Consider the following 13,527-nt stretch of genomic DNA (forward strand, 5'->3'; position numbering starts at 1 on the left):
TCACCGTCGCTCTTTTACCATGATCGGTCCTGCACTGCAGGTCGCCAAGGGGGTGAAATTAAAATAAAGTAACTTGCGCCGCGCTGTTTAAGCCTCAAACGCCCATAGTCCAGCACTTATTTGATAAGATGGCGCATTTGCCAAAGGTCAGTATAACATTGCTGCCTACATGTTCTGCCAAACTCCTATAAATCCAAGACCGAACACCATGCGCCACATTTTGAAAAACGTTCTTACTTTATCCAGTCTGACATTGCTGCTCATGTCTGCCGTCGCCTATGCCGATGACGCAGCAGACGTTGGAAAATTATTAAGAGCAGGACAAATCAACGAAGCCATGCAGAAAGTTGATGCTGCACTGGCGCAGCGCCCCAAAGATGCGCAAATGCGCTTCCTGAAGGGATTGATACTGACCGAGCAAAACAAATCGGCGGAAGCCATTACTGTATTTACAAAACTGACGGATGATTATCCCGAATTGCCGGAGCCGTATAATAATTTAGCTGTTTTATATGCATCCTCAGGCCAGTACGATAAAGCGCGTGCTGCTCTGGAGATGGCAATACGCACCAACCCTACCTATGGTACTGCACATGAAAATCTTGGTGACGTGTATGCCAAACTGGCTAGTCAGGCATACGACAAGGCGTTGCAACTGGATTCAAATAACAGCACGGCCAAATTGAAACTGACTCTGGTGCGTAATCTGGTTGGCAATACGACTGGCGGCACCAATCCAAAAATTGCGGGGACACCACCAGCCACTGCTATCCCACAGACAGCAGTAACAAAACCAGTCACAGTGGCCGCAGCAAAACCTGAAGCGGAAACACCAAAAGCCGAAAAACCCGTCGCAAAACCAGCACCAGCACAAGTGGCTGATCGAGATGAAGAAGATGTTTTGAAAGCGGTTGAAAACTGGGCCAAAGCATGGAGCAATAAAGACACTGGAAGCTACCTTGGTTATTACGCTAAAGACTTCCAGACGCCAAAGGGGGAAAGCCATAAGGCATGGGCAGAAGAACGCCGCCTCAGAATTGAAGGCAAAGGCCACATCAGCGTCAAAATTGAGGCGGCTAAAATCAATGTGGATGGCAATACGGCAACGGCAAAGTTTCGCCAGATCTATACTTCAGATCAGTTGACTGCCAATAGCCGCAAGACCCTGCACATGGTCAAGCAGGATGGCAAATGGCAGATCAAACAGGAGCGTGCGGGTAGCTAATGTTTTTCGCTGTCACCTCTGATGCTCCGACTACAGGCAGACTCGGAAAGCTTCTCATTTTGGCGCTTTTTACAATGGCAACAGTGGCGAACCTGGTTTCGCCCACTTCTGCCGTGGCGAAGTCACGCCCCACCAAAGTAGCACCCGCCGAGATCAATCCTAATGCACCTGACCCGGATGCCCTGCTGATTGAAGTCTACAAAAATCTCGCAGCCAATAACCTGCAAAAAGCACAGAGCAAAATTGATGCCCTGATAGAAGCCTATCCGCATTTCCAACTGGCTTACCTGATACAGGGCGATCTCTTGCTCATGCACACCCGGCCTGTAGCCAGTTTTGGCGCCGGAGCGGTCGCCCAGCCCGACAAGCTGAAAGATCTCAGGGACGAAGCCGCAGCGAGGATACGCTCTTACAGAGAACGCCCAGACCAGAATCTCATCCCACGCGCCATACTGCAGTTGCGCGACGACCAGAAGCAAGCCATCGTCGTGGATGCCCGCAAATCCCGCCTGTACGTTTACGAAAACAATGCCGGGCAACCCAGGCTGACGGCTGATTTTTATATCAGCCAGGGGAAATTCGGCATCAACAAGCTCAAGGAAGGTGACCAAAAGACGCCTATCGGCGTGTATTACATCACCAGCCGCCTGGCTGGCTCGAAATTGCCCAGCTTTTATGGCCCGGGGGCCCTGCCGCTGAATTACCCGAATGAATGGGACAAAATCAACGGTCGTAACGGTTCCGGTATCTGGCTGCATGGCATGCCACCGGAAAGCTTCAGCCGCCCACCATTAGCGTCAGATGGCTGTGTGGTACTGACCAATCCGGATTTTCTAAAAATTGCTTCCATGGTAGACATAGGTAAAACACCAGTGATCATCAGTGAGCATGTTGAATTCGTCAATCACACAAAATGGATGCAGGACAGAAATTTCGCAGAAAAATTGCTGGAAGACTGGCGCAAAGACATGGAAAGTCTCAACTCAAACCGCATCCTGACCAATTATTCACGCAATTTCATGACGACGCAGGGAGACAATCTGAATACCTGGTTTCCAAAGCAGCAGCAAAGCTGGGATAACTGGCATAATCCCAGCATACGCCTGAAAGATGTGACACACTTTCGCTACCCGGGAAAAGACGAACTCATTGTCAGCACCTTTACCCAGGAAACCAGCAATGGAAAAAACCATAGCTCAATACGAAAACGTCAGTATTGGCTGAAAGAAGCCGCAAGATGGCGCATAATTTACGAAACAACCGTCTGAGAACCTGTTCACGATCTGTAGCGAGCCCGCGTCAGCGGGATCAGCGGGGTAAGGGTAACTAAGCGCAGCGCAAAAAGCGGAATGTACTCTGGACCATGAGCATTTTGAGCAGCGCATGAGCCTCAATCACGCCCACGCAGTAAGATCGTGACCAGGTTCTGACAAAGTACAGAAAACAGATTTGGATTGATAAATAACCACCCTTGGGCTTGTTTAAGTTGATTTTGCTTTCATCCGGACTAAATATGAAAATTCCAGCAATACGATTCGCCAGTTTGATCATAAGTGGCTGCCTGATGATGGCAGCAGTTACCACCCAGGCTCAGGACCATCCCAAGGTATCGCTGAAAACCAATATGGGTGAAATCGTGATCGAACTTTACCCTGAAGCCGCACCAAAAACGGTAGAAAACTTCATCAAGTACGTCAAGAATGGGCATTACAAGGGCACCGTCTTTCACCGCGTAATCAATAATTTCATGATACAGGCAGGTGGATACGACAAGGATTTAAAAGAAAGGCCGACAGGCAAACCCGTACCCAATGAAGCCCGTCAGGCGCTTGACCATGGCCTGAAAAATGATCTGGGAACCATTGCCATGGCTCGCACCGAAGACCCCAACTCAGCGACTTCCCAGTTTTACATCAATACCCGGGACAATGATTCCCTGAATCACCAGATACTACCCGAAGGCAACCCGGTTGAATTCCAGCTCCGTGGCCAGAATATGAGGGAACCACGTGCCAATGCGTTGAAAATGACGGCTGGCTATACCCCGTTTGGCAAGGTCATCCAGGGCATGGATGTGGTCGAAAAAATTCAAACGGTAGAAACTGGTGAATCGAAGATGATGCAGGATGTGCCAAACAAACCAGTTATTATTCAAACCGCGACCTTGCTAAAATAAGCAAAACTTCAGGCTTTTTAAATATATCTTCAACTTTTTTTGAAATGAAAGACTATCATGGCTGTTATTCTGACCACTAACTTCGGCGCTATCAAGATTGAACTGAACGAAGAAAAAGCACCAAAAACTGTTGCCAACTTTCTGGCCTATGTAGAATCTGGTCACTATAGCGGCACCATTTTCCATCGCGTCATTGGTGGCTTCATGATCCAGGGGGGCGGTTTCGAACCTGGCATGAACCAAAAATCCACCAATACGCCTATCGAAAATGAAGCCAAAAATGGCTTGAAAAACGAGCGTTATACACTGGCTATGGCACGTACTGGTGACCCGCACTCTGCTTCTGCACAGTTCTTCATCAATACAGCGAACAACAGCTTCCTCGACTTTCCTGGCCAGGATGGCTGGGGCTACTGCGTCTTTGGCAAAGTGGTTGAAGGCACAGAGATCGTTGATAAAATCGAAAGCGTAAAAACGACGCGTGCGGGTATGTTCCAGGACGTACCAGTTGAAAATGTCGTCATCGAAAAAGCAGAAATCGTTTAAAACTGATTACTTGCCTGCCCATGATCGCTGACACCATCACGCATCAGCAAAAAGCGCAACCAGAATTGGTTGCGCTTTTTGCTTCTGATACGCATTTGAATCCGGCATTGCCCAAGACCACGGAAGTCTTCCTGGCCTTCCTTCAACAGCATGCGCGCCAGGCACCTGCTCTTTACCTGCTGGGCGATCTGTTTGAATACTGGGTGGGCGATGACAATATTGTCGATCCCTATAACCAGATGATCGTGCAAGCCCTGCATGGGCTGCATGCGCACGGGGTAAAACTGTACTGGATAGGTGGGAATCGAGATTTCCTGATTGGCGAGGGTTTCGCCAGCGCTACCGGTGCCGTGTTGTTAGACGACCCGCATGTGATAGAAGTCGCCGGTCAGAGAATTGCCATCACCCATGGTGACGCGCAATGCACAGATGACCATGCCTATATGGAGTTCCGGCAAAAGGTCAGGCAAAGCGACTGGCAGCAGGCTTTTCTTGCCATGCCACTGACACAGCGCAAAAACATCATCGAAGGCATGCGCGCAGAAAGCAAGATGGAACAAAAGCAGAAGTCCGTGGAAATCATGGATGTCAACAATACAGCCATCGCAAACCTGTTTTCGCAAACCCGGGCTACGTCCCTGATACACGGACACACCCACAGACCCGCCATCCACATCCATGACGGCCATACGCGCTATGTACTGGCAGATTGGGAGTGTGATACCACGCCAGCCCGTGGCGGCTGGCTGGCGCTATATAGCGATACCAGCATCCTGGCTTACCATCATGATGGCAAGCCCGTCACTGAAACTGCCATCAGTGATTGATTTCATCCCCAAGCAAATGGCCAGCACTAATTGTCAGCACCCGGCCACAACGTGCTGCGATTGACAAATCATGCGTCACCAGCACCAGGGTTGAACCACGCTCACGATTCAATTTAAACATCAGATTGATGATCGCATCCCCAGTAGCAGCATCCAGGCTGCCAGTTGGTTCATCTGCAAATAGTAACTGAGGTTCCGTCACAAAAGCCCTGGCCAACGCCACTCTTTGCTGTTCGCCACCAGATAGAAACTTGGGATAATGCCGAAGACGTGATGCCAACCCAACCTGCTCCAGCATTTCTTCTGCCTTGGCACGCGCCTGTTTTTCACCGCGCAATTCCAGCGGCAGCATAACATTTTCCAAAGCAGTCAAATGCATCAGTAATTGAAATGACTGGAAAACAAAACCCAGTTTTTCTTTGCGAAACTGGGCCCTGCCATCTTCATTCAAAGCAAAAATATCGACGCCATCAAGTACAACACTACCCTCTGTCGGTGTATCCAGGCCAGCCAGTATGCCCAGCAATGTAGATTTGCCAGAACCGGAAGCACCAACAATTGCAAGCGTTTGCCCAGCTTGCGCGGTAAAATCAATCCCATTCAGAATGCTTAGTTCACCGGTTGCATCAGCCACACGTTTAACTAAATGCTTCACTTCGATTGCCGCTTTATTTGATTCCATAAGGTTTTCTTTGTATGCTTCTTTTACAGTTCTTATTACGTCATGCGACAAGACATGTACAACAAGTCATTGTGCTCCTGGCTTTTGCAGTTTCAGCCTTGCCTGCTCATTCTGCATCAAAAACAGTAGTTGTGCTCGGCGACAGTTTGTCTGCAGAATATGGACTGGCACGCGGCAAGGGCTGGGTTGCCCTGCTGGAGCAAAGGCTACAGCAAAAAAACATCCCGGCAAACGTCATCAATGCCAGCATCAGTGGTGACACCACCAGCGGTGGCAAATCCCGACTGGGACAACTGCTGGACAAATACCACCCCGACATCCTTATCATAGAACTCGGCGGCAATGACGCCCTGCGTGGTCTATCACTTAATGCCTCTGAAGCGAATTTCAAGGCCATGATAGACATAGCAAAGGCCAGTCACACAAAAGTCCTGCTGATAGGCATGAGAATTCCACCCAATTATGGGCCGGATTATTCTGAACGATTCTTTTCACTGTATGCAAAACTGGCGAAAAGCATGAACCTGGCCCTGGTTCCCTTTCTGCTCGAAGGTGTTGCTGAGAAAAATGAATTATTTCAGGCTGACAGAATTCACCCAATTGCTGCGGCCCACCCGCAGATATTGAACAATGTCTGGCCACATTTACTACCTTTGCTGGGTAAATAAAACATGAAATACCCCGAAATAGTGGAATTTGCAGATGTCTTGCAGCGTCGCGCCGAATTCGACGCCATTATCGATGTACGCAGCGAAGCAGAATTCGCAGAAGACCATATCGCGGGCGCCATCAATTGCCCGGTGTTGGACAACCAGCAACGCATTGTCGTTGGCACCATGTACAAGCAAACCGGCTCATTTGAAGCCAAGCGACTGGGCGCAGCACTGGTGGCCAAGAATATTGCGCAGCACATAGAGACCCAGTTTCTCGACAAGCCTCGCAACTGGAAACCCCTGATTTATTGCTGGCGTGGTGGCAATCGCAGCGGTGCCATGGCGCATATCTTTGCCCGCATAGGCTGGCCGGTAGCGCAGTTGAATGGTGGTTATAAAGCCTACAGGCAGCATGTCAACCACAGCCTGATGAACGAGATTAACCATTTCCAGTGGCGCGTGTTGTGCGGGCCTACTGGTAGCGGCAAAAGCCATCTGTTGCGCAGCCTGGCCGCAGCCGGCGCACAGGTGTTGAATCTGGAAGACATGGCAGCCCATCGCGGTTCCGTGCTGGGTAGTATTCCAGATTGCCCGCAACCTGCACAAAAGCAGTTTGAAAGCCGGATTTTCTGGCAACTGCAAGACTTCAATCACCAGCAAGTGATTTATGTGGAAGCTGAAAGCAAAAAAATCGGTAACATCAGAGTGCCAGAAGTATTGATGGATACCATACGCAAAGCGCCATGTATCGCCGTGCAAATGCCGATGGAAAAACGCGTGGAATTGCTGATGCAGGAATATGCCCACTTCATCTTGTCACCCGCCAGCCTGAATCAACAACTGGATTTTCTGACCAGCTTGTATGGCAAGGAAAAAATCGCGGCCTGGCGTCAATTGGCCAACACGGGCGAACTTGCCTTGCTGGTAAAAAACCTGCTGGAACAGCATTATGATCCGGCGTATGGAAAATCAATTAACCGGAATTTTGCGGGTGCAGCCACCGCAACGGTGATACGACAAGAAAATATTGAAGAGTCAGACTTTACCTGTTCCGCACAACAAATACTGAAATCCGAGTAATAAGGCAACGCCTCTGCCATCAACCATCCACATCATCGACGATGCGCTGACCTTCCTGATCAAGCTCATCAAACTGGTTGTGGTTGATAGCCCACCAGAACACAGCACCTATCGCAAAGACAAGGATCAGGCTTAGCGGAACCAGTAAATACAAAATATCCATAAATTAAGCCTGTTCCTGCAATATATGTTGGGGTTGCGGTACACGATATAGTCGCAAGGCGTTCAATACCACGATCAGGGAACTCAGAGACATGCCCAAAGCAGCGTGCCACGGCTCCAGCAAACCACTGACCGCAGCAGGAATCGCAACCAGATTATAAAACACGGCCCATGCCAGGTTTTCACGAATCAGTGCATAGGCTTTGCTGGCAAGTGTCAGTCCGAAATCCAGATCCAGCAAACGATTCGACATCAACAGCATATCACTGCGCGATTGCGAAATGGCTGCGCCCTGCCCCATGGCAACAGAAACGTCCGCCAAACCTAACACCGGGCCATCGTTCATACCGTCACCGACCATGATAACGGTATGGCCTTCAGCCTGCAATTGACGCACGATTTCATATTTGCCTGTCGGACTCAAACCACCACGGGCGTCTTGAATATCACACTGCGCGGCAACCCTGGCAACGACTTCCGCTCTATCACCAGACAATAGCAGGATTTTCTTGCCCTTGTTTTTTAATTGACGAATCGCTGCAACAGCATCATCACGCACGATGTCATCCAGGGCGAACAAAAGTAATGCATCCCGCCCAGTAGCCAACACCGCCAGTGTTTGCTGTTTCAGCGCGTCAGGGATATCCAGGTGAAGGCCGGCAAGCACAAAATCCGGACTACCCAAGCGGTATTGCACACCATTAAAAAAGCATTCCAGTCCGGCACCTGGCACCTCGCGCAAATTGGATAATTCAGGCAAATCCATAGATACATTGCCTGCCACGGCTGGTGTCAGATAGTCTGCTATCGCCCTGGAAACCGGATGTGTAGAACGAGATGCCATTGCGAAGGCAATCTGCATGGCATGTTCATGATCCACTGCATCCTGTTTTTGCAGCGCCAACACCTCGTCAACCTGCAATTTGCCCAAAGTCAGCGTTCCGGTTTTATCAAATACGATATGGGTGGACGATGCCATCGCCTGAATCGCCCGCGATTTAGTGAGCAGAACACCATTTTTCGCCATGATGCCTATCGTTGCAGACATGACGCCGGGTGTCGCCAACGACAAGGCGCAAGGACAGGTCACAACAATAATGCTGATGGCAATCCAGATTGCCCTTGCACTATCGATATGCCACCAGGCAACGCCACTCGCTACCGCCAACAGTAAAATGATCAACAGGAAACGGCTGGCATGTTTGTCCGCGAGCAAAACCAGTGGTGGTTTTTCTGTAGCTGCTGCCTCCATCATGGCAATCAGTTGGGACAGTTGCGTTGCGCCCCCCACTTCTTGCGTCTGCATGACCAGGGCGCCACTGATATTGATGGCACCAGCAATCAACTTGCTACCCACAGTCTTGGACACGGGCAACGATTCCCCGGTCATCAGGGCTTCATCACAGGCGCTGTCACCGTCAATGACAACACCGTCTGCAGGAATATGTTCACCGGCTGCCACCAGCAACATATCACCGGCACACAAAGCACCGACATCTACCTGCTCGGTCTGCTGATGCTGCGGATAAGCAATGAAGCGTTGCGCCATGCCTGGTGTCAATTGAGTCAATATACGTAGCGCAGCACTGGTTTTTTTCTGTACTTTGGACTCGATCAAACGAGCACCCAGCAACAGGAACACAAACATGATGGCCGAATCAAAATACACGGCCCCGCCAGCAAATGTTGCCCAAACACTGGCCAGGAAAGTACACAATATTCCCAACGAAACCGGGACATCCATACCTATATGCCGGTTTTTCAGATCACGCCAGGCCGAGCGTAAGAATGGCGTGGCAGAAAAGCCTATCACAGGCAGGGTAATGATCATGCTGGCTATTTTCAGCAGACGATCCAGATCAGGGCTTAAATCACCGTCAACTTGCGGAACCGGCACCAGATAGGCAGGAAAGGCGTACATCATCACTTGCATCATGGCAAAACCAGCGACAAACAAACGCCATAGTGCCAGCCTGTTTTCTTTTCGCTCGAATGCATCAGGCGATTGATTGGCTGGCAATGCGCCATAACCCAGGTCCATGATGGCCGATAAAATGCGCTTCAGGGAAATGATGTCGGCATTCCAGGCGATGTCCGCCCTGTGACTGGCCGGATTGATTTTGAATGAAGAAACTCCGGGCAGTTGACGCACGCGGAACTCTATCAACTGCACGCAGGCAGCACAGCGCATTCCTGACAAATGCAATTTCTCATTCTCAAGTGCAAGTTTCGCCTCACTGACACTTGCGGTGGTTGCGGCATTTCCAAAAGTGTTCATGGGGCTATTCAGCACCGATCAGGCCGGCTTTATTTTTCAGGTACTCATCAACCAGGTGGTTTTGCTCTATGGTCCGCAATACCGCCAGGCACCCATGGCAACACACCTGTTGCTGAGTGCCATTGAATTTGACTGATAAAGCATTACGTTCACGCATTTTTTCACCGCAATGAAAACAGCTCAGCTTGCCCCTTGCCGTGAAGGGCAAAAAGCCAGTCTCTAGCCGCGATAAGAAAGCAAATGCCATGATTCCCCAAGAAGTGGGACAGAATAGCTGAGATTCTATAAGAAAAGAAAACTGCAAGCTTGATCTATTTCAAGAAACGCCTTCGCAAAAACCAGGGCGAAAAAAAACGGCAGCGTTGCACTGCCGTCCTTTTTACATCATGGATGCTACATAGCGAGGAGTCTGAGAAACCTCTGATCCGTCAACTACACGGATAAGCCCTGCATAAATTGTATGTCATTCCACTTCATTAATAACCGGTACATAAGACATTACCGGAGCTCAAATTTAATCCGCCTAGGATACAAAAAAGATTTTTGTATATCGACCTCCTTCTTTTGAACCAGTTACGCCCCTACTATAGGCCAAGCCTGAAACAAGAGAAAGAAAAAAATAACTATGCAAGCGGCGTTGGGGATTAAAGAAATCAACCAAACGAAATAGCTGATTTCACTCTGCCATTAGCGTATATTGGGAACATTTCCCTTCAGAATCGTCGTCGCTGCACTTGATCCAATCGATGCCCCAAATTTTTTCAGTACGCGTTCAGGCAAACCTTCTTTTTGCGTGTAATCAACGATATTTTCAACCTTGATCACATCACGCGCTACTGAATCAACTGAGCCAAAATCATCGGCCAAACCCATTTCCACCGCCTTGGTACCGATCCAGAACAAGCCGGAAAACATCTCTGGTGTTTCTTTCAAACGCTGACCTCGGCCAGCACGCACGGCATCAATAAATTGCTGATGGATTTCATTCAGCATAGCCTGGGAAAAGGCTTTTTGTTTTTCTGTTTGTGGTGAAAATGGGTCCATAAAACCCTTGTTTTCACCCGCAGTCATCAGACGACGTTCCACACCCAGTTTATCCATGATGCCGGTAAAACCGAAACCATCCATCAGCACACCTATTGAACCAACGATGCTGGCCTTGTTCACATAAATTTTATCTGCGGCGACAGCGATGTAATAACCACCGGATGCGCAAATTTCATCGACCACGACATACAGTTTTTTCTCAGGATATTCTTTACGTAGCCTGCCAATTTCTTCATTGATCATGCCAGCCTGCACAGGGCTGCCACCTGGACTATTAATGCGCAACACCACCGCCACCGAGCCAGGCTCAGCAAACGCGCGGTTCAATGCGGGAATGACGTCATGGGCACTGCCACTGCCTTCTGACTCTATGTTGCCGTCAATTTCTATCAAGGCGGTATGATGACCAAGGTTTTCCATTTCATTAGTTGCGTAATCGCTGAAATAGTAAAAACTGAACATCACAACAAACAGCAACACAAATTTAAAGAAGATGCCCCAGCGTCGGCGCAGTCTTTGCTCGCGCAATGATTCGGTAGCCAGCTTCTCCAGCAATTCCCGCTCCCAATTGGCGTTTTTTTTGTCAGCCTCAGGGCTCTGTGGATTCAATAATTGATCGTTCATAAGTATTTCCGGTTTCAGGCGATGACAGGCTGAATATAATCATCAGGATGCCAATAAATTTGCCCATCCACTTCACTGACATTAATTTTTCGCAGACGCCCCCCACGGCAGGGTCCGCCTGTGCAATAGCCGGTATCCGGCTGATAAATTGCACCGTGGGTGGCGCACATGATGTAGAGGCCACTGGATTCCAGGAACTCACCGGGATTCCAGTCCAACTCTACCGGCACATGAGCGCAACGGTTAAGGTAGCCATGTACCGCGCCACCATAGCGAATGACGAAACCGACCGCGTCATCACTGCCCGCTGTCAGGGGAAAGCGCACGCCCTTGCCACCTTCGATCAAATCACCAGACTCACAAATAGATATCGCTGTCATCTGACTTTTACCTCATTCATGCATTGTCGCGTAACCAGTCACGCAATTGCGTCACGTTTTTCGCCGAGAACAGCGGATTCAAGTCCAGCAAGGCAGCCGGGTCATGCGCACCATACTCGACGGCAATTGCTGCCGCACCGGCATTGCTGGCCATCTGCAGATCATGCGTGGTATCACCTATCATGACCGTGCGGCGCATATCCTGACCCAGTTCACGTGTCAACTCTTGCAACATGGCAGGGTGAGGTTTGGAAAAAGTCTCGTCGGAACAGCGGGTGGCATCGAATACCGAAGTCAGTCTGGCGGTATGCAAGGCCCGGCTCAAACCTACCCGGCTGGCCCCGGTCGCAACGGCCAGAAAGTAGCCTTCCTGCGAAAGTTCGGCCAACATTTCCCTTACCCCATCAAACAAGGGGAGTTCATGGTCTTTGGCCAGAAAATGGTAGCGAAAACGCTCCACTGCACGCGGATAGAATTTGGGATCTATATCCGGCATGGCAACTTGTATGGCCTGCGGCAAGGCAAGGCCGATGACAAAAGATGCCACATCTTCCTTCGGAATCGGCAATCCTAAATCACGCGCAGCTGCCTGTATGCATTTGACAATGACGGCAGTGCTATCCATCAAGGTACCATCCCAGTCAAATACAATTAAATCGAATTGCTTTTTTGCCATATTTTTAATAAATACGGACTCATTCCAGAATCCGTAACATGTTTCTCATCAATAACGGCATATTACCATTACTAAACCATTAAGAATTTTCAAGCGTGTGCCAGTGTTTTCAGGAAATTAAGGCATTCAGCAGGTAAAGGAGCGTTCACCGTCTGGGTCTTGCCCGATTCAGGATGAACAAAACTGATCTGATGCGCATGCAGGAACATCCTCTTCAAGGCTCCCCTGCCTTCGCCGGCCTTGAGCAAGGCACGGTTCAGGGCAAAATCACCATATTTGTCATCCCCCGCAATCGCAAAACCACTCGCAGAAAGATGAACACGGATCTGATGCGTACGCCCGGTCTTCAGTTCGGCTTCCAGTAATGCAAAATCGCGGTATTTCTTTTTCAGGGAAAACACCGTGTGTGACTGCATGCCATCGGCCTGCACCCGTACCCGGCGCTCACCTTCGGCTGTCGTATACTTGTGCAATGCCAGTTTGACATGCTGACGCGCATTCTTCCAATCGCCACTGACCAGGGTCAGATAACGTTTATCAGTTACACCATCCCGCATTTGCTCATGCAAATTTGTTAATGCTGTGCGTTTTTTTGCCAGCAAGAGTATGCCCGAGGTTTCCCTGTCCAGTCTGTGCACCAGTTCCAGAAACTTGGCATCCGGCCTGGAAGCACGCAATTGTTCGATCACGCCATAACTGACGCCAGAACCGCCATGTACGGCAACACCGGCAGGCTTGTCGATAATGAGCAAGAAGTTATCTTCAAACAGGATGGGAAATTCCTGCCTGGGTGCTGTCTGCTCTGCGGCTTCTGCCATGCGTATCGGCGGAATACGGACAACATCCCCCTCCACCAGACGGTACAGTTGGTCGATACGCCCTTTGTTGACACGCACTTCGCCCGATCGCAATACACGATAAACATGACTTTTTGGCACGCCTTTGCAGATGCGCAATAAGAAATTGTCAATGCGCTGCCCCGCCTCTTCTTCAGAGATCGTGAGCAACTGTACTTTGGGTTGAGATACCGAAGGCTGCTGAGGGGAAGGCTTTTCCATCTGAATTTGATGTGCTCCCCTATTAATTGTCGCTAAGTCCTTCATTTTGAATATATAATCGTTTTCGCTTGAGCATTTATGCTTTTAGCAGTGTAAGAGGAATAAACGACTAT

The 13,527-nt window shown here is 49.6% G+C and carries 15 protein-coding genes; 7 read left to right on the top strand and 8 right to left on the bottom strand.

Features of this window, described 5'->3' with window-relative positions; translation table 11 throughout:
• The first annotated feature begins 208 nt into the window (after window positions 1-208).
• The 5 genes from AC1RVX_RS04895 to AC1RVX_RS04915 all read left to right on the top strand — a co-directional run bounded on the left by AC1RVX_RS04895 (window position 209) and on the right by AC1RVX_RS04915 (window position 4,774).
• On the top strand, window positions 209-1,225 hold the full coding sequence (locus AC1RVX_RS04895) for a L,D-transpeptidase Cds6 family protein (RefSeq protein WP_493215451.1): 1,017 nt from the start codon (window positions 209-211) through the stop codon (window positions 1,223-1,225).
• Window positions 1,226-1,299: 74 nt separating this feature from the next.
• The gene (locus tag AC1RVX_RS04900; protein ID WP_493215452.1) at window positions 1,300-2,493 is read left to right on the top strand and encodes a L,D-transpeptidase family protein; all 1,194 of its coding nucleotides are present in this window, start codon (window positions 1,300-1,302) and stop codon (window positions 2,491-2,493) included.
• A gap of 260 nt (window positions 2,494-2,753) precedes the next feature.
• Window positions 2,754-3,401, top strand: a complete 648-nt coding sequence (locus AC1RVX_RS04905) for a peptidylprolyl isomerase (protein WP_493215699.1) — start codon at window positions 2,754-2,756, stop codon at window positions 3,399-3,401.
• Between the two features lie 57 nt (window positions 3,402-3,458).
• On the top strand, window positions 3,459-3,947 hold the full coding sequence (locus AC1RVX_RS04910; protein ID WP_493215453.1) for a peptidylprolyl isomerase: 489 nt from the start codon (window positions 3,459-3,461) through the stop codon (window positions 3,945-3,947).
• A 20-nt stretch (window positions 3,948-3,967) separates the two neighbouring features.
• Window positions 3,968-4,774, top strand: coding sequence for a UDP-2,3-diacylglucosamine diphosphatase (locus tag AC1RVX_RS04915; protein WP_493215454.1), 807 nt, complete (start codon window positions 3,968-3,970; stop codon window positions 4,772-4,774).
• Here AC1RVX_RS04915 and AC1RVX_RS04920 read toward each other — a convergent pair.
• A complete protein-coding gene (locus tag AC1RVX_RS04920; protein WP_493215455.1) occupies window positions 4,764-5,456 on the bottom strand; it encodes an ABC transporter ATP-binding protein in 693 nt (230 codons plus the stop codon). The two genes, AC1RVX_RS04915 and AC1RVX_RS04920, sit on opposite strands and share 11 nt — an antisense overlap.
• A gap of 98 nt (window positions 5,457-5,554) precedes the next feature.
• Here AC1RVX_RS04920 and AC1RVX_RS04925 point away from each other — a divergent pair, with 98 nt between their 5' ends.
• Both AC1RVX_RS04925 and mnmH read left to right on the top strand, forming a co-directional pair.
• Window positions 5,555-6,124 (top strand): arylesterase, encoded by a 570-nt coding sequence (locus AC1RVX_RS04925; protein WP_493215456.1) that lies wholly within the window; start codon window positions 5,555-5,557, stop codon window positions 6,122-6,124.
• 3 nt (window positions 6,125-6,127) lie between these two features.
• Window positions 6,128-7,189 carry a tRNA 2-selenouridine(34) synthase MnmH gene (gene mnmH / locus AC1RVX_RS04930; RefSeq protein WP_493215457.1) on the top strand — a complete coding sequence of 354 codons (1,062 nt, stop codon included), beginning with the start codon at window positions 6,128-6,130 and terminating at the stop codon, window positions 7,187-7,189.
• Window positions 7,190-7,208: 19 nt separating this feature from the next.
• Here mnmH and ccoS read toward each other — a convergent pair whose 3' ends face one another.
• The 7 genes from ccoS to AC1RVX_RS04965 all read right to left on the bottom strand — a co-directional run bounded on the left by ccoS (window position 7,209) and on the right by AC1RVX_RS04965 (window position 13,459).
• Window positions 7,209-7,352, bottom strand: coding sequence for a cbb3-type cytochrome oxidase assembly protein CcoS (ccoS, locus tag AC1RVX_RS04935; protein ID WP_493215458.1), 144 nt, complete (start codon window positions 7,350-7,352; stop codon window positions 7,209-7,211).
• A gap of 3 nt (window positions 7,353-7,355) precedes the next feature.
• Window positions 7,356-9,629 (bottom strand): heavy metal translocating P-type ATPase, encoded by a 2,274-nt coding sequence (locus AC1RVX_RS04940; protein ID WP_493215459.1) that lies wholly within the window; start codon window positions 9,627-9,629, stop codon window positions 7,356-7,358.
• A gap of 4 nt (window positions 9,630-9,633) precedes the next feature.
• Window positions 9,634-9,876 carry a heavy metal translocating P-type ATPase metal-binding domain-containing protein gene (locus tag AC1RVX_RS04945; protein ID WP_493215460.1) on the bottom strand — a complete coding sequence of 81 codons (243 nt, stop codon included), beginning with the start codon at window positions 9,874-9,876 and terminating at the stop codon, window positions 9,634-9,636.
• A 440-nt stretch (window positions 9,877-10,316) separates the two neighbouring features.
• On the bottom strand, window positions 10,317-11,300 hold the full coding sequence (locus tag AC1RVX_RS04950; RefSeq protein WP_493215461.1) for a S49 family peptidase: 984 nt from the start codon (window positions 11,298-11,300) through the stop codon (window positions 10,317-10,319).
• 14 nt (window positions 11,301-11,314) lie between these two features.
• Window positions 11,315-11,680: a Rieske (2Fe-2S) protein gene (locus AC1RVX_RS04955; RefSeq protein ID WP_493215462.1), complete on the bottom strand. Its 366-nt coding sequence runs from the start codon at window positions 11,678-11,680 to the stop codon at window positions 11,315-11,317.
• 16 nt (window positions 11,681-11,696) lie between these two features.
• A complete protein-coding gene (locus AC1RVX_RS04960) occupies window positions 11,697-12,356 on the bottom strand; it encodes an HAD-IIIA family hydrolase (RefSeq protein ID WP_493215463.1) in 660 nt (219 codons plus the stop codon).
• Window positions 12,357-12,445: 89 nt separating this feature from the next.
• Window positions 12,446-13,459: an RluA family pseudouridine synthase gene (locus AC1RVX_RS04965; RefSeq protein ID WP_493215464.1), complete on the bottom strand. Its 1,014-nt coding sequence runs from the start codon at window positions 13,457-13,459 to the stop codon at window positions 12,446-12,448.
• Window positions 13,460-13,527 lie beyond the last annotated feature (68 nt).

The organism is Undibacterium sp. GW821-FHT11B02 (assembly GCF_058808955.1).